This is a genomic window from Agarivorans sp. 1_MG-2023 (assembly GCF_030548385.1).
Lineage (GTDB): Bacteria > Pseudomonadota > Gammaproteobacteria > Enterobacterales > Celerinatantimonadaceae > Agarivorans.
Window position 1 is genome coordinate 112,637 of record NZ_JAUOSJ010000010.1, and the last position, 23,165, is coordinate 135,801.

General features: G+C 45.2%; 18 protein-coding genes. 3 read left to right on the forward strand and 15 right to left on the reverse strand.

All coding sequences use genetic code 11. The features are described from left to right. Position 1 precedes the first annotated feature (1 nt). From tssG to tagH, 15 genes are all read right to left on the reverse strand, one after another. A complete protein-coding gene (tssG, locus tag Q4592_RS15245; protein WP_137672477.1) occupies positions 2-979 on the reverse strand; it encodes a type VI secretion system baseplate subunit TssG in 978 nt (325 codons plus the stop codon). A 75-nt stretch (positions 980-1,054) separates the two neighbouring features. Then, entirely contained in the window at positions 1,055-2,884 is a 1,830-nt protein-coding gene (gene tssF / locus Q4592_RS15250; RefSeq protein WP_303514663.1) for a type VI secretion system baseplate subunit TssF, read from the reverse strand. A gap of 3 nt (positions 2,885-2,887) precedes the next feature. Then, positions 2,888-3,367: a type VI secretion system baseplate subunit TssE gene (gene tssE, locus Q4592_RS15255; protein ID WP_137672479.1), complete on the reverse strand. Its 480-nt coding sequence runs from the start codon at positions 3,365-3,367 to the stop codon at positions 2,888-2,890. Then, positions 3,367-4,176, reverse strand: a complete 810-nt coding sequence (locus tag Q4592_RS15260) for a type VI secretion system accessory protein TagJ (protein ID WP_303514666.1) — start codon at positions 4,174-4,176, stop codon at positions 3,367-3,369. Before Q4592_RS15260 ends, tssE begins: the two co-directional genes overlap by 1 nt. Before the next feature lie 4 nt (positions 4,177-4,180). Next, the gene (gene tssC / locus Q4592_RS15265) at positions 4,181-5,737 is read right to left on the reverse strand and encodes a type VI secretion system contractile sheath large subunit (RefSeq protein WP_303514668.1); all 1,557 of its coding nucleotides are present in this window, start codon (positions 5,735-5,737) and stop codon (positions 4,181-4,183) included. A gap of 34 nt (positions 5,738-5,771) precedes the next feature. Then, entirely contained in the window at positions 5,772-7,265 is a 1,494-nt protein-coding gene (tssC, locus tag Q4592_RS15270; protein ID WP_137672482.1) for a type VI secretion system contractile sheath large subunit, read from the reverse strand. Beyond that, the gene (tssB, locus tag Q4592_RS15275; protein WP_137672483.1) at positions 7,262-7,777 is read right to left on the reverse strand and encodes a type VI secretion system contractile sheath small subunit; all 516 of its coding nucleotides are present in this window, start codon (positions 7,775-7,777) and stop codon (positions 7,262-7,264) included. The genes tssC (Q4592_RS15270) and tssB overlap by 4 nt, the downstream gene beginning before the upstream one ends. Positions 7,778-7,824: 47 nt before the next feature. Next, positions 7,825-8,937, reverse strand: a complete 1,113-nt coding sequence (gene tssA / locus Q4592_RS15280; RefSeq protein ID WP_303514671.1) for a type VI secretion system protein TssA — start codon at positions 8,935-8,937, stop codon at positions 7,825-7,827. 4 nt (positions 8,938-8,941) lie between these two features. After that, on the reverse strand, positions 8,942-9,766 hold the full coding sequence (locus Q4592_RS15285) for a PP2C family serine/threonine-protein phosphatase (protein ID WP_303514674.1): 825 nt from the start codon (positions 9,764-9,766) through the stop codon (positions 8,942-8,944). Further along, the gene (tagF, locus tag Q4592_RS15290; protein ID WP_303514676.1) at positions 9,760-10,446 is read right to left on the reverse strand and encodes a type VI secretion system-associated protein TagF; all 687 of its coding nucleotides are present in this window, start codon (positions 10,444-10,446) and stop codon (positions 9,760-9,762) included. Before tagF ends, Q4592_RS15285 begins: the two co-directional genes overlap by 7 nt. Further along, positions 10,428-13,967 carry a type VI secretion system membrane subunit TssM gene (gene tssM, locus Q4592_RS15295; protein WP_303514678.1) on the reverse strand — a complete coding sequence of 1,180 codons (3,540 nt, stop codon included), beginning with the start codon at positions 13,965-13,967 and terminating at the stop codon, positions 10,428-10,430. The genes tagF and tssM overlap by 19 nt, the downstream gene beginning before the upstream one ends. A 21-nt stretch (positions 13,968-13,988) precedes the next feature. Beyond that, on the reverse strand, positions 13,989-15,293 hold the full coding sequence (tssL, locus tag Q4592_RS15300; RefSeq protein WP_303514680.1) for a type VI secretion system protein TssL, long form: 1,305 nt from the start codon (positions 15,291-15,293) through the stop codon (positions 13,989-13,991). A 24-nt stretch (positions 15,294-15,317) separates the two neighbouring features. Next, on the reverse strand, positions 15,318-16,643 hold the full coding sequence (gene tssK / locus Q4592_RS15305) for a type VI secretion system baseplate subunit TssK (RefSeq protein WP_137672488.1): 1,326 nt from the start codon (positions 16,641-16,643) through the stop codon (positions 15,318-15,320). 22 nt (positions 16,644-16,665) lie between these two features. Further along, positions 16,666-17,130, reverse strand: a complete 465-nt coding sequence (gene tssJ / locus Q4592_RS15310) for a type VI secretion system lipoprotein TssJ (RefSeq protein ID WP_137672489.1) — start codon at positions 17,128-17,130, stop codon at positions 16,666-16,668. Positions 17,131-17,132: 2 nt separating this feature from the next. After that, positions 17,133-18,554 (reverse strand): type VI secretion system-associated FHA domain protein TagH, encoded by a 1,422-nt coding sequence (tagH, locus tag Q4592_RS15315; RefSeq protein WP_303514682.1) that lies wholly within the window; start codon positions 18,552-18,554, stop codon positions 17,133-17,135. Between the two features lie 456 nt (positions 18,555-19,010). Here tagH and Q4592_RS15320 point away from each other — a divergent pair, with 456 nt between their 5' ends. From Q4592_RS15320 to Q4592_RS15330, 3 genes are all read left to right on the forward strand, one after another. Then, the gene (locus Q4592_RS15320; protein WP_303514684.1) at positions 19,011-21,068 is read left to right on the forward strand and encodes a serine/threonine-protein kinase; all 2,058 of its coding nucleotides are present in this window, start codon (positions 19,011-19,013) and stop codon (positions 21,066-21,068) included. A gap of 433 nt (positions 21,069-21,501) precedes the next feature. Beyond that, positions 21,502-22,125: a hypothetical protein gene (locus Q4592_RS15325; RefSeq protein ID WP_303514687.1), complete on the forward strand. Its 624-nt coding sequence runs from the start codon at positions 21,502-21,504 to the stop codon at positions 22,123-22,125. A 395-nt stretch (positions 22,126-22,520) separates the two neighbouring features. After that, entirely contained in the window at positions 22,521-22,994 is a 474-nt protein-coding gene (locus Q4592_RS15330) for an NYN domain-containing protein (protein WP_303514688.1), read from the forward strand. Positions 22,995-23,165 lie beyond the last annotated feature (171 nt).

The following is a 23,165-nucleotide window of genomic DNA, read 5'->3' on the forward strand; positions in this document are numbered from 1 at the left end:
TTTACGCGATGGGGATTTTGGTTTGTTCGTCCATACGCTTACTATTAATGGTTAGCGCGCTACCTTGGCCTAAGCCCAAGCCGCTTTTACCTAAACGCGAACTAGGCATATCGCGATAACGAGCCATTAAGCTCCAACGCGGTCGCACATGTGCAGGTAGGTATTCGGCTACTGTTTTTTGTAATAGTGTTAATGTTTTACTGCCCGGCAATAATTGCTGAGCCCGCAACTGATTGGCGGCATGAATTTCAATCTCAAGGGCAGAACCTACATCCCATACCTTGCTACCCAAGGTGGCGCTGCGTCCAAGCTGGGCATGCTGGCCTTCAGGATTTACGCGGCTAGCTAAGCTGCTTTGCTCTTCTTCGGTAAGCGCCAACCACTGGCCTAAGCGCTCATTTATCACTACCTTGCAGCCAGAAAGCGCCTCTACAATTTGTTTTAAACCTTGAGCACTACGAATTGACTGCGCAAACAAACCACCCAAAAACTGTTGGGTGTGATCAGAGGTGCCAGCCAAAGAATGCAAGGCCATAGAAATTGGGTCTTTCTTATCGGTTTGTAGCTGACGCTGGTACTGCAGTGGAAATTGATACTTTTCCCAGGCGCGGTGATACAGCGAAATCAATCGATGATGAAAAATGTCTAAGAAATCACGCATTGATTCATCTTTTTGCTTACAGCGATCCATCACCCATTCGCTGTAATGCCTAGGCATTACGCCACTTGGCCCAGTTAAACCAAAGAAATTAACGTATACCTCGTAAGGCTGCTCAGCCGTATGAGGAACATCTACGCGCTCTAAAGCTTTACCAGGAAAACCTAAGTTTTGCGGCACCTTAAAGCGCAACGCTTCATGCTTTGGCAAGGTGTCTGAGCCAACACCACTATGCTGCGCGCCGCGACTCGCTTGAATCGCCACTACACTATGGTGGAAATCTTGCTCGCTACCGCTGTTTAAGGTATCAAATAGCTTCATATCAGTGCTTAAGCCGCCTTGTATAAACTGCGTTGAAAGCTAGCACTTTGCTGCTGATTACAGTGCCAAGTAGCCTCATATCAGCTCCTTGTCACCAGCCATTGCTGGCCAGCGGTGCAATACATTGCTATCACCTAGCAATTTAATCGACAGACGAGTAAAGCTATTAATCGTGGTGTACTGCGCAAAGAAGTGCGCCAATACATTGCCAAAGAAAAACAGGTTAATACCAGAGAGATCTTGATTAACGAATTCCAGAATAATGTCTGAACCATGGCAAAAGCCTACTCGACCATTTTGCACAACCCGTGCAGTGGCGCGTTCAATATTCACTTTTGCGATGGCTTCAATCAGCACTTTGGTTTGTGGTGATTGTTTAAAATCATAGAGTTGCAGCAACTCTTGCAACAGTTTTACCGCATTAGGCTGACTAAAGTGATTCAGCGTTAAATGGCTAGCCAATTGCCAACGAGATGCATCAAACATTGCTGGGCGGATGGGTTCACTAAACGGCAGTAAACAACGTACATTTTTTAGTGAGTCAGCTCTGCTCGGAACCAAAATTGAAGGTTGACCGCCACCAAACGGTAAACGCGCCGGTAAATTACGGTTGCTGCATAAAGCTTTGGCCGATACTAGCCATTGGTCATGCTCATCTATATCCAGCGGCTTAGCGTTACCATCAACCACTGCTAAATAGCTTTCCACGCCTGGCTCATCATGTCCGCCCGCCCACTTATTTAACTCACGACGCAAGGTCCAGAATAGGTTTCCAGCTTGCGGGTAGTGCGGCAGTTGGCTGCCATAAAACGGGGTAACATCCACACTATTGTCGTGTTGGTCAAAGGCTTCAACCTCTGTCACTCTCACGACTTCGGAGATATCAGCATCACGATAACGTGGCACTAAACGGTGCTCAAAACGTGCAGGGTCTAAACGTAAGGGCTCTAACTCGTCTTCAAACAAATTAATCACAGGCACACAGCCCAGCATAATGTTGTCGGAGGTTAATTGTTTAGCCAGAATGTCTGAGTCGGAATCCAGATAGATGTATAAATCCACTTCATGTTGCTCACCAAACCAGCTTGGATCTAGATCTTGTAGCTCAAAGAACATGAATTTTTCTGGGCAAAGGAAGTGCTCAACCAGCAAGCGATAACCATTAAAAGTACGTTGGTCATAGGGCACTACTTTTTCATCGTCGCCAAAACCTACCGCACTAATATGCCGTGCTTGTAGGTATTGAGTGGCAGTTAAACTGCCCGGCGCCGCAAACGCCATACCGACACTGGATTGAAATATCAGTTGATATAGCTGATAACTTAATTGCGACTGACCATGAATATAAAAACGTAATTTATCGACACCTAAGTCACTAAACGCGACATCATCAAACTCACAACTCAAACGCAGCTTTATTACCGCAGAAGCGTTCTTTTGAAAGTTAGGTCGTGGGGCTTTAAACGGGGCCCCTTCAAATTTGGCTTGAGTCACTTCAACCGGCCACATTTGGGTGTCGTAACAGGTATTAAAACGGCAATTTTTGTATCCCGGAACCTGAGTTTCTAATTCAGTGCCTTTAGGGATCATCAAGCTATAGTCGGTGACGTTTTGCGTACTCATTTTAATCACTGACATCGACGGAATAGGCGCGTGATAATCAGGGTAAAGCTGACCTAACAAGGCTTCTGTTAACTCAGGAAAACTGTCGTCTAACTTCTGCCTAACTTGAGCGGTGAGCAGCGAGACACCTTCTAACAAACGAGAGACATGTGGGTCTTCTACATTTTCTTCGCTCATGCGTAAGCGCCCAGCTACTTTTGGGTAACGCTCGGCAAACTCTGCTCCCATATGGCGCAGATACGCTAGCTCTCGATTGTAGTACTTTAATAACTCGTCGCTCATGCTCTACTCAACTATCTTGATGCCAAGACTTAGGGGCTCTACTTCTGAATCAAAGGTCATTTCTTCAGGCTCGGGATCGGCATGGCATAAGGCATGGATCCGTAATCGCATTACCCTGTCTAAGGGTTGCTCTTCACTCACTGTGGTCACCGACAAATCGATAAAACGAGGCTCAAATTTGCGAATGGTTTGCTCAACAATTTGGCACAACTTGTCGCGACCATCTTGGCTACTTAAAGGCATTGATGAAAAATCTGGCAAGCCATAGCTAAACAAAGAAAGATCCAACTCGCCGTACCATTCAGGCCAGGTATGCCAATGCAATTTGGCGTTCAACAAGGCTTCCAAATCTCGACGAATGCTGCGTCGATATGCCTGACGCCCATAATTGGAATACACATTGGTTGAGTTGATATCCTCATCCAAGGTATTACTCAATCGATCAAGCAATGAGAGTTGTAAGGCCGGTTGAACTGCGCTCATTATTCGGCGGTCTCAACTTGTTTGGCTTCAGTAAATGATTCCAGCTGCGATAAAGTTAGTGCGCCATCATTAACCAGCCATAGCTTTTGGCCACGGCCTTGGTAAAACTCACTCTCTAGCAGTGGCTGCCAATCGGTCTCACGGCCTAGTTTCTCAGCATCAGTTTCGCTGGCTAGGTAGGTCATTGGGATAAATACTTCGCCGGTTGGGCCGTCTTTAATGTCGATTTCTGCACGACGCCAAATGTGCTCAAACAAGTTATTGGCAGGCAATAGTTTTAACCACGTCACTTCAGAGAACGGCACCAAGTAATACAAACCATTAGAACCAAAGGCTTCTAGGTAACCCGCTAAGCTGTCATCTATATCGCGCAACTCCTCGCAGCTTTTTTCATTGATATCTAGCGGCGCGTTCTCGCGCAGGGCTTCCAATTGCTGAGCCGTTCTTTCAAGCTCTGGTTTATCTTGATTCAACAAGGCTAAACGCAGCTCTACCAAAGGAGTAAGGCTTTGTTTAGCACCACTGGTTAATGTGGCGGTATCGCCGCCGTTGGCAAAATCTACTCGAGATTGTGCAGCGTGCACGATTTGACGCATATTAAGCGCGCCTGGTACACATTCTGGGTGCTGCTTTACTAGCAAATCTAACTGCTGATCTGCTCTCTCTAGCTGACCGTCGATACATAACAACTCAATAAAGCTGCTGCGCGCTTCTAAATCTTTAGGTTTAACCTTTAAATGCGCGATGGTAGCGGCAATCGCTTCGCTTAATTGTCCTACTTGAATCAACTGCTTAATTTGTTGTTGCATCTGTTTATCCTGCTTGTTTATAGCTTGGAGATAACTCGGTTATCAGGCGAATACTTGAGATCATTTGGTCTAGCTGAAAGTGCGGACGTAAATGAATAATCGAGTAGTAATGGCCCGGCTTGCCGGATTGTTCCTTCACTTGAATATTGGCTTCGTTTAAGGGGTAGCGCGCTCTAATTTCATCAGAGGCTTCATCGGATGCGGTGGTGTAAGTGCGCAACCAAGATTGTAAGTCGCGTTCTATCGAATCGGCATTTTCAAAAGAGCCCACCCGATCACGCCCCATCACTTTTAAATAATGAGCAAAGCGTGAAACACACATAACGTATTGCAGCATTGACGATAAACGCGCATTCACCGTTACCGACAAGCTGTCGTAATGTTTCGGTAAATTTACTGAGGCATTGCTATACAACACCAAATGTTCGGTATGCGGCACGGTAGAGACCGGAATAAAACCACTGTCAGATAACTGTTTTTCTAAACGGTCGCCGACTTGTAAATTTACCGAGGGTTTGGCTGTTCGAATATGCCGAGACAACTTAAAACGCGAGCTAGGCAAATCAAACAGCAAACCATGTTTGTATTGGCCTGGTTGCAAGCCACGTATTTGGCTAAACCAACCGGATTCTTTAAACGCTCGCAAAGCAACAGTGGCAACGCCATAGGCTGCATTGCCCCACAAGTAATCACCTTCGGCATCGTTTACTTGCTCTACAAACATGAAGCCTTCTTGGCGACGACCATCTTGCTGGTAAGGTTCGCGCATTAAAATATTGGGTGCGGTAATGCCCAAAAAGCGTGAGTCTTCTTGGCTGCGTAATTTGCGCCAGTTAAGGTATTCGGCTTGAGAAAACTGCGCACTGATATCGCTGACCGACGCCAACTCGCTAAAGAAATCCACCCCAAACATTGAGGGAGCGGCCCCCGTAACAAAAGGTGCAAAAGCTGCCGCAGCGGCATGACTAATCGCACGGAGCGCTTCAATGTCATTGGTAGGCATGCCCGGCTTGGCTTTATGGCTGATGGCGTAATCACCCACTATCATGCCGAAAGGCTCACCACCCGGCATATTGAATTCATTGGTATAGATAAGTTTGAACAGTTCACTTTGGTCAAACTCAATCGCGCGAGATACGTCTCTACACAACTCACGCCAGTTAATGCTGATCAGCTTAACCTTGGTTACTAAGCTATGATCTTGAGTTCCCGCGTTGTCGGTGAGGTACTTAACCCCGCGCCAACTTGCTTCTAACTGCTGAAAGCGATCATGATGAATAATCGCATTCACTTGATCGTTTAAGCGTTCATCAATATCGCGAATGGCGCGCAGCAATATCGGCCTTAAGGTTTCAGCTGTCCAAGCGGTGTTGTATTGCTGGTTATCACGTTCTAACCATATACGTAGCGCTAAGTAGGCGTCTTCTGCCGCTAAAAACTTATCTACCACTTGGCTCTGGGCACACCAATCCACATCAACATGTTGAGTATCAGTCTCAACTTGATGCAGGCTTTGGCTGTCCACAAAACTCAGTGGTGGTAAAGTTTGAGTCATCGTCATAAGAAATTAGCGGGCCTTGCGACCCGCCATCTATTTAGCCACCAATTTCTGGAATTTTTGCAACTAAGCGCAATGAAGTAGTTAGCTCTTCCATTTGTAACCATGGACGTAACCACGCAACCGCGTTGTACGAACCAGGGGCACCAGGAATTTCTTTCACTTGCACTTTTGCATCAGCCAGTGGGTACTTAGCACGAATCTCTTGGCCACCACCCTCAGAAGCATTAACAAAGGTTAAGATCCAACGGTTTAACCAAGTTTCTACGTCTTCAGCTTCCATAAAGCTACCAATCTTGTCGCGCGCCATTACTTTTAGGTAATGAGCAAAACGAGAAGTAGCCATCATATAAGGTAGACGAGACGAGATGGCTGCGTTAGCCGTTGCATCTGGGTTGTCATACTTCTTAGGTTTCTGACAAGTTTGCGAACCAAAGAACACTGCGTAGTCAGTATTTTTGTAGTGACAAAGCGGTAAGAAGCCTAGTTTGCTTAGTTCAGCTTCGCGACGATCGGTAATACCAATTTCGGTAGGACACTTAAGATCTGGGTCACCATCGTCAGACACAAACAAGTGCGATGGTAAGTTTTCAACTTTACCACCACCTTCTGCCCCACGAATTGCAGTACAGAAACCGTATTTGGCAAAGGCTTCTGTCATACGTACACCTAGTACGTAAGAAGCATTCATCCAACAGTATTCGTCATGCTCAGTGGTTTTAGACATGCCAGTTTTAGGATCAACTTGGAATTCTTCGTAGTTGAACTCTTCAATTGGCGTGGTTGATTCACCATAAGGTAAACGCGCCAATACTCGAGGCATTGCTAAGGTAACAAAACGTGAATCTTCACTTTCACGGAACGAACGCCATTTAGTGTACTCAAGAGATTCAAACACTTTCTCTAAATCACGCGGCTTGGTTAGCTCTGTCCAGTTATCAAAACCAAACAATGCTGGTGAAGACGCAGATAAGAACGGTGCAAAACCAGCAGCAGCTACATTAGACATTAAGCTTAGTGACTCAATATCTTCTGGGTGATTAGTAAATTCGTAATCACCTACCAATGCGCCATAAGGTTCGCCACCTGGCGTACCAAACTCAGACTCATAAACCTTTTTAAAGATTTGGCTCTGGTCAAACTCAACCGCTTTACTTAAGTCTTTGTGCAATTCTTTCTTGCTCATGCTTAGTACGCGAATTTTAAGTGTTTGGCTGGTTTCTGAATTCATGACCAAGTAGTTAAGGCCACGCCAAGAACCTTCCAATTTTTGGAAGCTTTCATGGTGCATAACTTCAGCTAGCTGTGTAGAAATCAGTTCATCGATACCGGCAATAGCTTCTCTAAAAGTCACCGTAAGGTTTTTATTCCAGCTTACAGTTCCTTTAAGTGCTTCATCGGCTAGCGTGCGGATCAGCTCTGCTGAACGCGAGCTATCCGTTTGCTTAGTTGCGCCGATAGCTTGCTCCAAGATTGAACCTTGGGCTTCCTCAACACTTGGGTCTAGGGCAGTTTGGCTTTCTACGCTCATTCTGTGCCCTCCGCACTAGGCTCTTTATCTAACTCGCCTTTTAGCTTCTGCAGAGAATCCGTATTGTTTAATACTTCTTCCAAGATGTTTTCTAGATCTTCCGAGCGGTCAACCTTAGTCATCAAGTCGCGTAACTTGTTACGGGTATCCATTAACTTACGTAATGGTTCAACTTGGTTTACTACCGCAGCAGGGTCGAAATCTTTCATCGAGCTAAATTCAAGCGACACTGACATTTGTGAGTCATCATCGGCTAGCTTGTTATCAACACGAAACTCAAGCTTTGGATTCATGCGCTTAAGCACATCATCAAAGTTGTCACGGTCGATTTGAATAAAACGACGGTCTTTTAATGGTTTTAGTGCAGCGGTATTATCGCCTGCAAAATCACCCATTACGCCTACTACAAAAGGCAATTCCTTTTTAACTGCAGCACCTTCAGTTTCTACATCATAAGTGATGTGAACTCTCGGTTTGCGTACCCGAGACAACTTGCCGTGGATACTGTCCATATCAATCTCCTTGTTATTGATTAACACGTAGAGCGCTAAGCACCACGTTAGTCCTGTGATTCCGATGAAATACCAGTTAATCGGAAGTAACCCGTACGAGCATCGTTGTCGGAAATCAACTCTTGCAATAGATCTGGCAAGTTCATTCCACTCCAACGCACCACCTGTTCAATGGCATAAGCCATTGGCGAGTGAGGCTCGGTTTCTTTAAAAAATTCGGCAATTTTGCCTAGTTGCTGAATCGCGTCTGCACGATTCCTTAATTGATTACTTGGCCCGGCAACCGCTTCCGCGTCGCTTGGCTGTTTATCAGATTCTTCTAATATTTCTTCTATGGAAGCCTGCGCTTCTGCGGCCGACAATTTGTCTGCCGCTAAATAACGCACGGCTTCTATACAATCGGTTAAACGCTTTATGATGTGTGAGCTAGGTTGGGGTTCGCCCACCGCTTCATCCATAGCGGCTGATAGCTTTTTGTAAGCTTCGCTGGCCAGTTCAATGTCTTGCAGCAAATCAACAAAAAATGCACCCGAAGTGGCTTTTACCGTATTGGTAATATCTTCTAAGCGCACTGCACCGGAGTTATGACGTTGAGTTCGCTTCTTCTCTTCTAAGCGCTCCACTTCACTAGCTTGCTCAAATTCCCATAAAGAGTAGGGCTGTACGTCAATTAAATCAGTCAGCGGCACACAGGCGATGGGCATTAATAAAGTGCCTTCACCGTCGTAGCCATTTAGCCCCACAAGTGGAGCCACTCGGGTCACAACACCGTCTTCATCGGGGCTTGGATATAAATTATCCCAGTGGTTTTCAATCAATGTTCGAGCTATATCAAAGCCTTGGCGTAGGCCTTTAAAACCTTTACGGCGCACTAAACCTTCAATAAGCCAAGCCGCCAGCTCTAGGTCTTTGCAGTTTTCTACTAATACCTCAGGAACTTGATTAACGATCGGGTCCCATTCGTTAGCAAAGCTCAGTAGCGGTTCGTTATCCACCAACGCATTACGCTCGGCAGCACGGGCAGTGTTGCGCACATCTTTAAGCGTGAAATAAGTAGACATAGGCGAAGCATCTAAACGCGGATCTTCGCCACAAGGTTGTTCATCTGAAAGCGGCTGAGCCAGTTGTTCAAAATCGATATCGGTCAATTCTAGAAACATGCTGTTAAGTCCTTACCGCTGCGCGACGATTAAAAAATACCGGCACCGTGTCGTCACAGTGTTCGTCTTCGGTATCTGCGTCACTTTGGCTTACTTTTACCAATACACAGGTAACGTTATCGCTAGCGCCTTTCACTAACGCTGAATGCATCAGCGCTAAACCAATATCAGAGACACTTTTTGCCTGCATGCACATTGCTAAATCGCTATCGTTCAGCTCTTTAGTCAGTCCGTCGGAACACAACAAAAATTGGTCACCCGGTAGCAACTGCCCAGAGTTTTGGTCAACAGTCAGTTCATCACTCACACCAATGGCGCGGGTAATCACGTTAGACAAGGGATGGTCTTCCGCTTCTGATTCGGCAATTAAGCCTTGCTCTACCATGTCCATCACTTGGCTATGGTCACGGGTTTTACGCTGTAAATGGTTGTGACGCATGAGGTAAATACGGCTATCGCCCACCCATAAGCAGTGATAAAAACCATCGCGCACATGCAGTAATACGGCAGTACTACCAGCGGTTTTACCGTCTAAGTTTTGCTGCGAGTAATTTATAATTTGTTGGTTGGCTTGTAGAAATGCTTTACGTAAGCAGTCAATACTTAAGCTCGCCGCAGGGGTTTGCTCTACGCACTGCTTCACCGCATCAATCACCATTTGGCTGGCAACATCACCTGCCGCATGACCGCCCATACCGTCGGCAACGACCCAAACACCTTCTTCTCGCATGTCTAGCACAGCGTCTTCGTTGTAAGGTCTTACCTTGCCCGGATGGGTTTGGGCAAAACTCACAAAAAAGCCATCCATCAAGCTTGAACTAGCTACCATCCCCATTGCTCCCATTGGCCATCTAACATGGCTGAAAATTGACTGACAAGAGGTAAGCTTTCGGTCACCAAACTACATTCTGGAACAAACTCTGAACCGGCAGTCCACCATATGCAGTAACGCTCTAAGCGCTTGCGTAATTGCTGATGTAATAGGTGCTCGGGGCTAATAAACTGCTCGCTCTCCAACACTAACTGCTGGCTTTGCTTGGCATGATTAACTAAACGATTAGCGGGTTTGATAGCATCTAACCAATCTACGTCTGCCACGCTTTCTGCCCAGCGAACTACATCAGTATCATCATCTAATAGCTTCAGTACTTTTTGTTCACTTAGTTCACTCCACTCACGTTGCTGCCAAGCGTTCACTGGCGGCTGGCTAATAGGTTTAGCCATGGTGAAGTAAAAATGCCGGCCCACTTGATCTACGCTTGGCATTAACGTGCCAGCCATGGCCGACTCGCCACATACACCTGGCGATAGAGCAAAATGCCAAATCGGGCTGGTGAGATAACGGTCTAACCATTGTTCACCTAACTGCTCTCGGCTCACTGCGATAACAGCTTGTAGCCACTCGCTCCAGCCAGCGACAAAATCGCTAGGTAAATGACTCTGAATAAAGTCCCCGCGAGCCGGGACCTTACCAAAGTAACCAAATCCGTTTATAGCGTTACTGGGCATGAGAACCTCGCTAAATCTCTAGACCAGAATGGGTGCATCGCAGTAGTTGGTATCAACTCTAATTGCACTTTATTACCTTTAAATTCAATGTCTAAAACGTTGTCTTTACGGCTTTCTGGACGCTGCATAGCTAAACCATCTAGCATTCTGAACAAGCCCCAATGACCTGGGTAAGTTTCAGAAATAGAGTGACCAGATTTAGGTGGTACAAAGGCTAAGCGGGTACTACGGCTTGAGTCAGTTGGCCAAATAAAGTGCGAGGTTCGCTGCGGGCCATGGCGATACACCAACTCTTGCTCGCCTAACTCAACCCGGAAGTTATTAATGTGGCCATCTAAGTAAAGTGGCTTCAAGCCAAACTCAACCCTTGGTGTTTGCGAGCCAGGCTCAAAAAATACGTCGCGAATACGGCGTGCTTGTTGGAATACTTTTAATGACGCAGGGTCTATGCCTACCGAACGCTCCAGTTTCCAATTACGCTTACTGGTATCAACCGATGATTTTAAGTAGCGCTCAAAGAAGGTATCCATGGTGCCGCCGTAACCAAAGAAGCGACCAAAGTCTTTTAGACGAACCTCTTCACCCGCTTTACTATTGAATGGGTATTTGCCACGAATCGCGGCGCGGTATTCTTTGTAAACACTGTCTTTCCAGATTGCGTTTACATGCACTTGTGCACCGCGTTTAGCCAATGATGAAGTTTGGCTAGATAGCTCACCCATCATATTCGAGAACGGCGCGGGTAAGTCTTTACGCGAACGACGCAGCGCACTAGTCACCGCTGATTGACTGTTGTCATCCATTAAGCTGGTATAAGCGCGTTTGTTATTTGATTCTGACAGTACTTCTAAGTAATCACGTAGCTGCAGCATTGAAACGTGCATGCCTTCCAGATCAGCTTCATTAATGCTTAACAAGTCTTCAAATTCGGCTTCTACTTCAGAGCCAGGCAACGAAATTTTGGCCTTAGACATATCGTTAGGCAAGAAACGATTTAAACGTGCCTTTTGGCTCTTTAAGGCAACATCTGTAACGTTTCCGGCAACTTCACCAGCCATTTTTGCGTTATCGCTCACTGCGATATCGGTTAAGCGAAGCTCTTTTTGCACCGCCATAATGAAGCTTTGTAAGGGACGCTCTGAACCAGTTAAGTTTTTAGCCAGTTCTGCACCTTCTTTAGCCGAAGAATATGGGCGCAACTGAACGTCATCTAACAATTGCTCCCAAACATAAACATAATCCCGGAAGTAGCGTTCACTCACCGCTTTAACGACTTCATCGCGAGTCGCTTCATCAATTGACAAGCTGTCGCCGTATACCCAACTGTCTTCCATTAGGCGTTTAACGATGCGGTTGTTTTCAATGCGGAATAAGCCGTGGAAGCCACTGTAGGTATATAAACCAGGAATACCTTCGTGCAGGGGCTCGCCACTGTTTCGAATAAATACTTGGCGACCTTGGCGGCCAAATACGTCACTCAACCTAAAGTCGGCTACGTGGCTAGACAAAAACTCAATGCGTAATCGTTGATAAGCACGCTCGGCCAAAGGCATACGCGTTAATACGCTACGCGCTTGGGCAATTGCGTTTTGATTTACCGGAATAATGTTCACGCCATCAGCAAACAAGTTGCGGGTATGAGCCATTAAATCTTGGCGAAGCCCAGTGTTAATTTCACCAGGCAAGTGACGCTCGTAGTAGATTTCAAACCAGCTATAGATTTGCTCAATTTCACGATGTTCGGCATCGTAAATCATCAAATAAGTTTTAAGCGATTCGTATAAATACTCGAGGTATTCTTCGTTTTCGGCCAACTCGGTGGTTAAGGCATCTGTTAAGTAAGAAGCAAAGAAGCCTTGCAAGGCACGTTGATAAGCCATTTGCGCAGGCTGACCAATTTTTTCACCTTGGTATAAACCCATGCGGTGAACGTCTTGATCAATCAGTTTTTCACTAAAACCCGCTGGTAAATCGCGTAAAGCATTAAGCGCTTGTACCAAGGTAATCACGTCGGTATCAGTACTTAGGCCGGGTTTTACAATGTCTTTGTATTGGCTAACAGCCGTTTCACTGTGATCAACTAATTGTTTGTTCCAGCTATAACTGTTGTACCAAAGAACACTACAAGTCAGCAGGGTAAAAGCACAACCACCCGCCACAATACGACGGGTCCACATTGAATGTTTCTGGTGATGGCGATTAACCGAACCAACAAACTTCTCGGGGAAAATTACGTCTTCAAGCAGGCGTTTAATAAAGTAACCTTTGGTCTCACCGCCCTGTTGCTTCAGAGGCACTTGGCCTAAGCCCAAACCGTTAGACGTTTCAGCCATCACTCGGTCAATCGGCTTACCTTCTTGGGTGGCACTGGCAATGTATAAACCACGCAGCATTGGCGCTTCTTCAAAGGCATTGGGTGAGAAAATCTCTTTTAAGAAATCATCGATGCTTGATTGCAATAAATGCATTTGCTTAGGAAATTCGTACATCAAGGTACGTTTATCAATGTCGCGCTCTTGCTGCAGGCGAACATTTAAGCGGGTTTGAATACGTTTAAGTAAACCGTGGAACTCACGGTTGAACAATCCCACTACGCCAGTATCTTGGTTTTCAGCAATAAGTGGGAACGTAATACCCCAAATTTGCTCTCGCTCATTGGCGTTTAAGTCAGCAAAGAATTCGCTAAAACCAGCGATTAAGTCAGCCTTAGTTAGTACCACGTAAACTGGGAACTGCATGCCTAACTGATTTTTAAGCTCTTGAATACGCTGTTTAATAGCGCGCGCATGCAAGTTACGCTCGGTGCGAGTTTGTTGTAACAGGCTAGCCAAACTCACCGTAACAATGGCACCGTTAATCGGCCGCTTAGTACGATATTTTTTAAGTAGTCCTAAAAAGCCCAACCAAGCACGGGAGTCTTTAGCACTGTTACTGTCTTGCGTGGTGTAGCGCCCGGCGGTATCAATCAATACTGCTTTATTGGTGAACCACCAATCACAATGGCGAGTACCACCTACCCCAGCTAAAGGATCGTCACCTAGCTTGTCTTTAAGCGGAAACTCTAAGCCTGAATTTTGTAGCGCGGTGGTTTTACCGGTACCAGGAGGGCCAATCATGATGTACCAAGGCAATTGATAAACGCCTTGGCCTTTGGCTAAACTCGAATTTTTTAATACATCTAAAGCCGTTACCACTCGCTCACGCAAAGTTTCTACTTCACGGCGGCTTTCTTCATCGTCACCATGCTCATCTTCACCATCGAGTAAAGACTGAACCGCTTGTTGGTTTTGCTTAGTGCTTTGTATGTGCTGCCAAAACTGATAAATAATACAGATTAAGGCCAAGGTAATAATAGTGAACCAACGCGCAGCAGCACTACCTAAAGGCTCTGAACCAGCAATCGCGATTAACGGGCCACCAAACCAGATGAGAAAGGCTACGGCAAGAAACCCTAGTAAGGTAATTGCCCATTTAGACTTCAACATTTGAATTAAGCGTTGAAAAAACAAACTGTTAAACATTTTTCAATCCTTTAGCCTTGCTTAGTAAAGCAAATCAATCTCTACACGACGGTTCAAAGCACGTTCCGATTCAGTGTTATTGCTAGCACGTGGATCAGAATCTCCTCGGCCTTCTGGCCATAACCTGCCTTGTAACAAGGTACCTATCGACATGGTGTTGGCGACTGAAGTCGCGCGCGCCAATGACAAGTGCCAGTTAGAGGGATAGCGGCTAGTAAAAATAGGTTGGTTGTCGGTGTGGCCGGTAATAAGTACTCGCCCGGTCGTGGACTCTAATGCCCGAGACAGCTTTTGCAGTACTGGCACAATTGACGATTTAACTTCGGCGCTGCCTGCACTAAATAACTCGCTAGAATTAATAGTGATTCGAACACGATCACTCAGCGGAGCAATTTCGAGTAATTGGCGATCCACCTCTGTTTGCAGGCGTTGCTGCAGCATAAGAATTTGTTGGTCGTCTACCGCAACGGTTGTTGTTGACGTGCTTTCCCAGCGAGCTAAGGTATTGATTTGGTTAAACACCTGATTTGAATAGCTATTAATGAAATAGCTGCAGCTCATATAAATAGATAACAACACCACACCAAAAATTGCCGCTATCACCCACAGTGGTAAACCACCGTTGGCTTCATTACCAATACTCACACTCGCTTGGCTTTGTGGAGACAAATCAATATCAGCTTCGCCATGGATAGACTGCAAACGGTCAAATGCTTGCTGGCGGTACTCTTCTAGCCTCTCTTGGCCGCGTTCTTCTAAACGCATTTTACCAACAAACCCTAGCGACAAACTGAGATACTGCAGCTCTAACAATTGGGTTTTAGCGTGCGGAGAAATTAGGTTTTCATCTAGCAAGGTGAAGAAATGCTCCCCACCTGAGGTTTGCGAATGAAACGTAGATAATAAGCTGTCACTCGCCCAAACAGATTGGCCACCCCAGTTGGTATTGAGTACGGTTTCATCAATGAAACAGCACACACAATAACGGGCAGCATCAATAATCTCGGGGCTTATTTGTTGATGCCTAAGATTAGCTTCGTAATCACGAATCTTGTCGATACACACTTGGCGTAATGACGCGATATCGCCATGTTTAGAAGTACAGCGAATCTGGCCTACCATTGACAATAGCGCGCTGGCCTCGTCAATCAGAGGGTTATCACCAAACTTTGGTAGTTGTACACCACGCTCTTTGTTTTTAGAGGGGGTGATAACCACGGTACACTCTGCTTCAGCAGCATTTGCGGCAATTTTACCAAGGTCGCTCACTGGCTTATTACCACCGCGGCTTCCTGGTCGAGGCTTCATCACTGTAGCTTCAGACATCTATATTCATCCTTGGAACGTTGATTACTGGCTAATCGCCCAAATTTGCATTTCAAGCTCGGGGTAGTTCCCCGAAAGGTGGATGGCGACACCACCACTGGCGCTAAGGCGCGACCAGTAATCGTTGCTTTTATCCAATTTGAAATAGTGAAAACCAGCGTGGTATGGGATTTGGCGTGGCGCTACGGGCAAACCAATCGCAGAAATGCCCGGGAGCTGGTTATTAACCAAGTCTCGAATGTGCTCAACAGGGCCAATTTTCACCTGTGACGGGAAGCGTTTACGCAACTCGTCTGGGCTAATGTTGGCGTTAACCGCAAGTACAAACTCTGCACGCTCTAGCAAGCCTTTATCTTGTACCTGCGCAATACGAATCCCGTAGTTGGTTTCATCTAAGGCAATTTGTACCGCTGTTTGTTCTAGTACCATGCTCATGAATTGGTTCAATACCACCATCACGTCACCGAATACGCGGGTTAACTCATCATGTTGGTAACCAGGTAATTGCGGGGCGCGTTTTTCTTTACTAGAGAACGTCGCCAACTCACCAGCAAGACCTGCTAGCTCTTGATATAAGCGCTCCGGATGCAAACCGTTGGTCGCCAATATATGTGCAAGCACCGCGTCGTAACGGTTGAGCAATTGCAGCATTAAAAAATCTGCGATTGAGCTGGCACTGCCTTGGCCAGCGCCAATACGAGCAGCCAAGGCTTCGGCGCGTTGGCGCAACATACCGTGAACTTCTGTTAACTGTTGTTTTAGTACCGGGTTAGCCTGAGCGTTTAATGACGCGGGAATAAACTTTTCATCGAGGCTAACTTGACCTTCTTCCGACACTTCGATGATTTTGGCTATCGCCAATGTGTCGTAACCCGATAAGTTGTCACTTTCCAGCTTCAGTTCAAAACCCGCTTGGGCTAATTGCAATACTTCAACTGCGTCATTACCAATGTTGGTATCAACCACCTCGTGATCAACAAAGCGATAACGAGTAACACTGCGGCCTTGGGCTGATACGTTCAAACCGTTCGACTTTTCAGTAGGAAGAGCAATAAACACCAATTGGTCTCTAATGCTGCTATCTAAAGAAAGAGGCTCTGGAATAGGGTCTCGAGTAGGGCTAATAATTGCCGCGCCGTCTTGTAAACAAGCCTTTAGAGTAGATAAACCAAACTTGCCATTACTTAATAGAGCACGGTCAAAATTGAGTTCGCTCACACCCCAGTAATAACTCGATTGCTGTAATAGATTTTGCTGCAACTGAAAATTCAAACTGCGTTCTTGCTGCTGAAAGTGTTGCGGACGCAAAAACATCCCCTCGCTCCAGGCGACACGACAAAAGTCACTCATGTTTTAATCCCGTGATACTGCTTTATGGATTGCCAACAAATACGGCGAGTTCACCCACATGAACGTCGAAGGTTTTGTAGTTGGTAGGGTCAATAGTTACTACTTCACGCCAGCTGGCGGTATCGATATCTCGATAAGCAACTAATACACCGGCATAACGAACGCCCGGCGATAACGACAGTTTGTATTCAAACTGGCTACCTGGTTCAAATTCGAACTCGGTGCGATTGATTAGGTCAGGACCAAGCACTTGCGATGCATCGTCGTACAAAGCAAAGAAATCTTGGCTATCGAATAAGGTGCGAGACGATAATTCAAAGACTTTCACTACGACCGGCGAAGCACGCCCAGTAATGTCTGGATTAACCCCTTCGTCGACATGAAACTGTAGTTTTGAATATGGTTCTACTACGTAATTGGCTACGGTACAGCCAAACATTGAAACACTTAGTAATACACTAAGTACTAACTTCCCTATGTTGCTCATCGTTATCCCTTTTGCTCTATGCTTTTTAAGCTTGATTCATAAGCCTTGGCAAAGTCTTCCATATAGAAAGCGTTGCTGTTTCGGCTAAACTCATTTTCCAAATCACTGTAAATTGAACAGTAACGGTTCCAACTCTTATGCTTTTCAATTGCCGAATACACCTTGGCAATTCCTTTAGCATGTTGATCTTTGGATTCTATCGATTTAGGGTCAAGCAGTTGCATCACTCCAGCAACCGCACCTTCAATCCCCGATAACAGGGCGTATTCATGGCGCTCTAAATCAATAAACGCTTCTTTAACCGCTCGCTCTGGAGGCAGAAAACCAGCAGTTTTGCGTTGTAATAAGTTATGAATGGCATCTTCGGCATTAGTAGAAAACTTAAGCGGGTTGTTTTCATTCCTTCTGAAAGTCGTTTGATTGATTCGACTGTTTTCTTTAAAGGCAGCACGGTTATGCAAGGTATTCATGATGCCATCCAAAGAGTCGCGAGTAATCACGCCTAGTTGGTGCCACCAGCGTACCGGATTATCTTGAGAAACAAGCTCAGCAGATATTCCCATGCCTTCTAAAAAAGCAGTGAGATGGGCGTGTTCATCAGCAACTGTTGCCGTTGGTTTAGCCTGATTTTGCTGAGTTGGCGCACTAACTGCTGGCGCCACGTGATTTGAATGCTGAGCAGTATGTTGCGAGGTTGCGAAGGTAAGCCCTTCATCAACTCGAGGGGCAACTGGCTCTTGAGCAACAGGAACATGAGGTACTGCTGGGGACGGTGCAGGAGCACTCACTACCGCTGCTGTAGGCGCTGGTTGTTCTGCAGGCTGACTGTTTTGGGGCGCCGGTTGAGACACCGTAGCAGGACTAGAGAATAGGGCATTCCAATCTTCTGGAATGCTAGATTGCTCGTCATTGGTTAAGGTTTTTGGCAGTGCAAACGCATCATCTAGATTGGCATTTAACCTAGAATCTAAGCTGGTTGCCGCAACTGCTACCGGCTCTGGTTCAGCCAATACACCAAAGTCTTCTGCCACCGGTTGAACGGGTGCAGAGCTAACCGCTGCAGGAGCAGCAACACTAACAGGCTGGGCCTGCGCGGAGATAGCCACTTCAATCTCGTAGTCACCAATAGCTAACACATCACCATCGTTTAACTGATAAGGCGTATCTTTAGCTAATGGCTCAACCGAGCGGTTTACAAATACGCCATTGGTAGACGTATCGTAAAGCCAAAACTGACCATTATTCGATTCAATTCGAGCATGGCGACTTGAGATAACACGCTCGGGGTCTAGCAGACACCATGAGCATTGGCTAGCTCGGCCAATAGTAATTACAGACTCCCCTGAATCAGTAGAAAGAAATTTCTTTTCTTCCACGCCAGAGGTAAACCTGTGATAACTCATCACAGACAAACACAAATTCATTTTCTTCCCGTCCCTTAGAAGTACTTTTTTACTTTAGGTTGAACCCATCACCCTAAAGATACTAATGATTTATATATCACCAGAAAAAGAAGCGGTATTATTACACTTAATAAATAAACCAATCAATATCAAAATAAATAATTTTAATAATAAAATTATTTTTCCCCACCTTTGATTTCTGACAATATTATTGTTAGCATCCGAACCTTTGTTTTACTGGGCTAAAAGCTAAAAACCATGTGAAGCAATGACTAAAAAACAGTCAAAAAAGTAAAGCAAACGGATTTCACAATAAATTTCTTATGTTTCTTAAAAATACTTTTAATTTTCTTCCATTAAAGAGACTTTAATTCGAGAAAATTAAAGACTAGAAAAACCGAAAATAGTATTCTTACTATTAATATATTTGTCACACATTAATGATATAATGTGTTTTAGCCTGATAGGGTAGTTTCCATGGATGACGTTAATAAAGACCAAACCGCCACACCGAAAAAAAAGGCTGAACAATCAGCTAATTCTTCAGGTTCTAATGACAAAACCGTAGTAAGTAATACAGAAACGGTAACCCCGAAAAAAAGCAAAGCGCACACTCCTAACGATCAAATGCTCAATCGCGTCATCAAAAAGCGCTATCAAATTGAAGGTTTGGTTGGCCACGGCGGTATGTGTGATGTGTATCGCGCCAAAGACTTATTGCTAGAAGCCGCTGGTGATAGCCAGCCTTATGTGGCGATTAAGCTGTTACAAAAAGAATTTCACGATCAGCCAGATGCTGCACGTATTTTGATTCGAGAAGCTCGAAAAACGCAGCGTTTAAGCCATCCTAATATTATTCGTGTGTACGACTTTGGCGTAGACCAAGAAGACTACTACTTGGTGATGGAGTGGTTAGATGGGCAAACCTTAGATGAAGTGATAAAGAGTCATCGACCAAATGGTTTGTCTTATAAAAGCAGCTTGGCGCTACTTCAGCAGCTGACTTCTGCACTGAGTTATGCCCACGAAAATGGCGTAGTACACGCCGACTTAAAACCAGGCAACATCATGCTATCGCGAGATGGCACCATCAAAATCTTTGATTTTGGTGTATCACGCGCACTTAACTTAAATGCCGATCAGTATGCTGCAGACAAGCCTGAAGAAACATCACCAGTGAGTGGCTTTACACCGACTTATGCTTCGCCAGAGTTGCTGAATGGCGCTGCGCCGAGTATCGCCGACGATGTATTTGCCTTTAGCTGTATCGCTTACGAGTTGCTATCTAGCAAGCACCCATTTAATCGCAAAACAGCAAACCAGGCAGCAAAAGAAAAGATTATTCCAGCTAAACCTAAACATGCTCCTTTAATTCGTTGGGCTAGTTTGAAAAAAGGCTTAAAGTTCGAGTTAAATCAACGCACAACAGATCTTTCCAAGTTGGAAAAAGGCCTAACTAATAGTTACTTTAAGCCTACTTTTGCTGTTGCTTGCGGCGTAGCATTAATTGGCTCTGCAGCTTACGGCTACCAACAAACCGAGCTGCAATTTAGCCAAAGCCAGCAAGCCCTAGAAACCTTGCAACGAGTAGAGCTTGCTAACCAAGAGTTAGTGGCCTTAACACCTCAGCAATTTTTGCCTATTCTCAGCACTATTCCTGCAAAGCAACATGTGCCTAAACAAGCGATGCTTCGTGATAAGCAACGTTTAGTGATTGATTATTATGAGAAACAAATCGACGATTTATTAAATAATCGAGACAGTGCTTACCCCGATTACTACGCTATTCAGTCTTTACTTCAAGAAGTGAATCGAATTTATCCTGATTCCTATAGCTTGGCTTTAATCGCTGAAGACGTAAACCAAGGCTGGATGGGAACTGTTGAAGCACTGAGCCAACGTTTAGACACTAACCTAGAGCAAGGTAGATACCAGCATAGCGAAGATGGCGACGATATTTACCTTATCTATCAAGATTTGTTGCAAGTAAGAACTGACTATCAGTTTGCGCCCAATGAAAAATCAGAAAAAATGTTCACTCAGCTTTTCGATAAAGCCGCAGACGACTTAGATGTAGTTGCTCTTGCCGACATGATTTCAGCGGGTGAGACCTTTTTTGCTAATAGCGAACAGCAACAAGCGCGCATTGCTCGTGCAGCAGAGTTGAAGTCATCAATTAGTGCCATGGCAGAGTACAAGCAAGCCATAGCCAATGAACAAGAGGCTGATTTTCCTTATCAAGCCGCTGAAGTATTTTACCAAAATCACTTCGCACAAATGCAAGAACGCATCGATGGTTTAACCCGTGTGAAAACGCTAGATAAAATGGCGCGCGAAGTAGACGTGATGGCCAAAGAGTTGCCTAACGACTTCTCACACCTAGTCGAAACACGCCAATCCATGGCTAATAAGTACCTACGTTTTTCAGATTACTTATTGAAGAAACGCCGTACTAAAGAAGCCAGCGCCGTAATGAAAAAAGCGCAAGACTTAATGACCAAAGTACAAGACGCTCGCGTTGCCGATAACGCTTAAACGGCTTCACCCGCGCTTATAGTTACCCTTAAGTAATGACAGTTTAGAGTGGTTCAAAGCAGGTAGGCCGAGTCATCGGTCTACCTGCTTTAGCTAAAAGCTCATTGGCTACGCTCTGCAGGTATATTCGGTGCTCAAGCGTCTAAAACTCAATAGACTGATAATGTTATTCCTCCACTGCTTATCCATTCTTAAAGCACTGCGCCTGTAATCCTGTTTACTCGAAAGCCAGCCTCGTTATTGCCAATTAGCCTTAAGTAAAATGGCTAAACCAACACTCACCAAGCGCTAAACCTCTGCCATCAAAAAATGCCGTCAATCCAGGCTGTTTAAACAATCTACAAAAACGCGAGTAGGTTCACAGCAAACCCGCCTTAAATTATATAATAATACAAATATAATGGGATTTATCGACGACTCAAAAGGATTACCTATGCGCTTACAAAAAACAATCGCTCTTGGTGCTGGCATTCTGGGCACTTGTATTGCCCTATCCGCTCACGCTTATGTTCAAGATCCGCAGCTCACCAACTACCGCGCCGACAAAGGTAAAAGTGCTGTATGGCTAAGCCACGAAGATTCAAGTAATGGTTTAGGCGATGTGGGCAGCTCAAAAGATAGCGCTTTTGAAGGAGAAGGCTCATCTCGTTTTCGCTTTAAGCGCGATGTCAGTAACCATAATTTTTCAGCTATGCCTGGTTTAAGTCAGCTGGTACGTGATTTACCAGCTAATACAGACATGGTGTTCTCTCTATTCTATTGCGATAAAAAAGGTAATAGCTCACCAACACAACTATATTTTGGTGTTCGAGAAGTTGGCGATGCATCACTCACCGGCAATATGCTAGCCGAAACTCGCGCGCACGTGCGTGATCTAGCCGACGCGCCACAAGGAGAGAACAAGAAGTGTTTCCGCCAAGTCAGTGTCGACTTCAATACTGGCGATAATAACCAAGTGGAAATATTTAGCCTTTTAGAAGTAGACACCAGCACGACACCTAGCTTAGATAAAGAGCTAGAAGTACGCGTAGATGCCTTTTCTATCAGCAGAAAATAGCAACACACTACGCCATTAGTCACTCACGGCTAGCGCAAAGCTAGCCACGTTTTAATTCCATAAAGTCCTACTCTCGGCTCTGCAATAAGCACCCTACGTAGCAGTATTCTTAGCAATGACAGCCAGTTTTAAGCGGAATACAGCCTTTCTCACCCAAGGTGAGTATTTTGCCCCTGCTTAAATGCCAATGACGAATTTGTCTTCAAAAACACCCTAAGAAAAATGGTAATTACTGCTATATGAGCAGTATTTATATTGCTTAATGTTTAAGCTAGCCCCCGTTTTTACTTATAAACATAAGCTAGAGCGGGGCTTTTCATAACCAGCATGTAATAATGTTTAATACATCAAATAGCCGCCAGTCATTTCATAGCCACCAGCTTAGAGAGCGCCTAGTGAAAAAAATAGCCGTATTCGCCGATGTTCAAAACATCTATTACACCTGCCGCGAGGCCTACGCTAAACAGTTTAATTACCGCAAACTTTGGCAGCAGTTAAAAGAGCAAGGCGAGATTGTTGCAGCTTATGCTTACGCGATTGATCGCGGTGATAACCAGCAGCTAAAATTTCAAGACGCACTTAAGCACATTGGTTTCAAAGTAAAACTTAAGCCTTTTATTCAACGCAGCGATGGCTCAGCCAAGGGCGACTGGGATGTTGGCATTACCATCGACGTATTAGAAGCGGCACGTAACGTAGACATGGTAGTCTTGCTCTCTGGCGATGGTGACTTTGCCATTTTGCTAGATAAAATCACTCAAGAGTATTCGGTTGAAGCCTTGGTCTATGGCGTACCTAGCCTTACCGCCAATGCCTTAGTTAACTCGGCCAGTGAGTTTCAAGCCATCGAGCAGCCTTTATTACAATAAACTGCCCACATTAGCACCCAGCAAAATGCCGCCTAGTTTTGCTGTTCGGCCCTTCTAAAACACCTCAAGTAACATATATTTTTACAAGACAAGCTCAGTAAAGTGAAAAACTTGCTATTTTTTACACAATTGTGCCGTGTTTTCAGCTATCATCGCGCCCCCGAAAGCAAT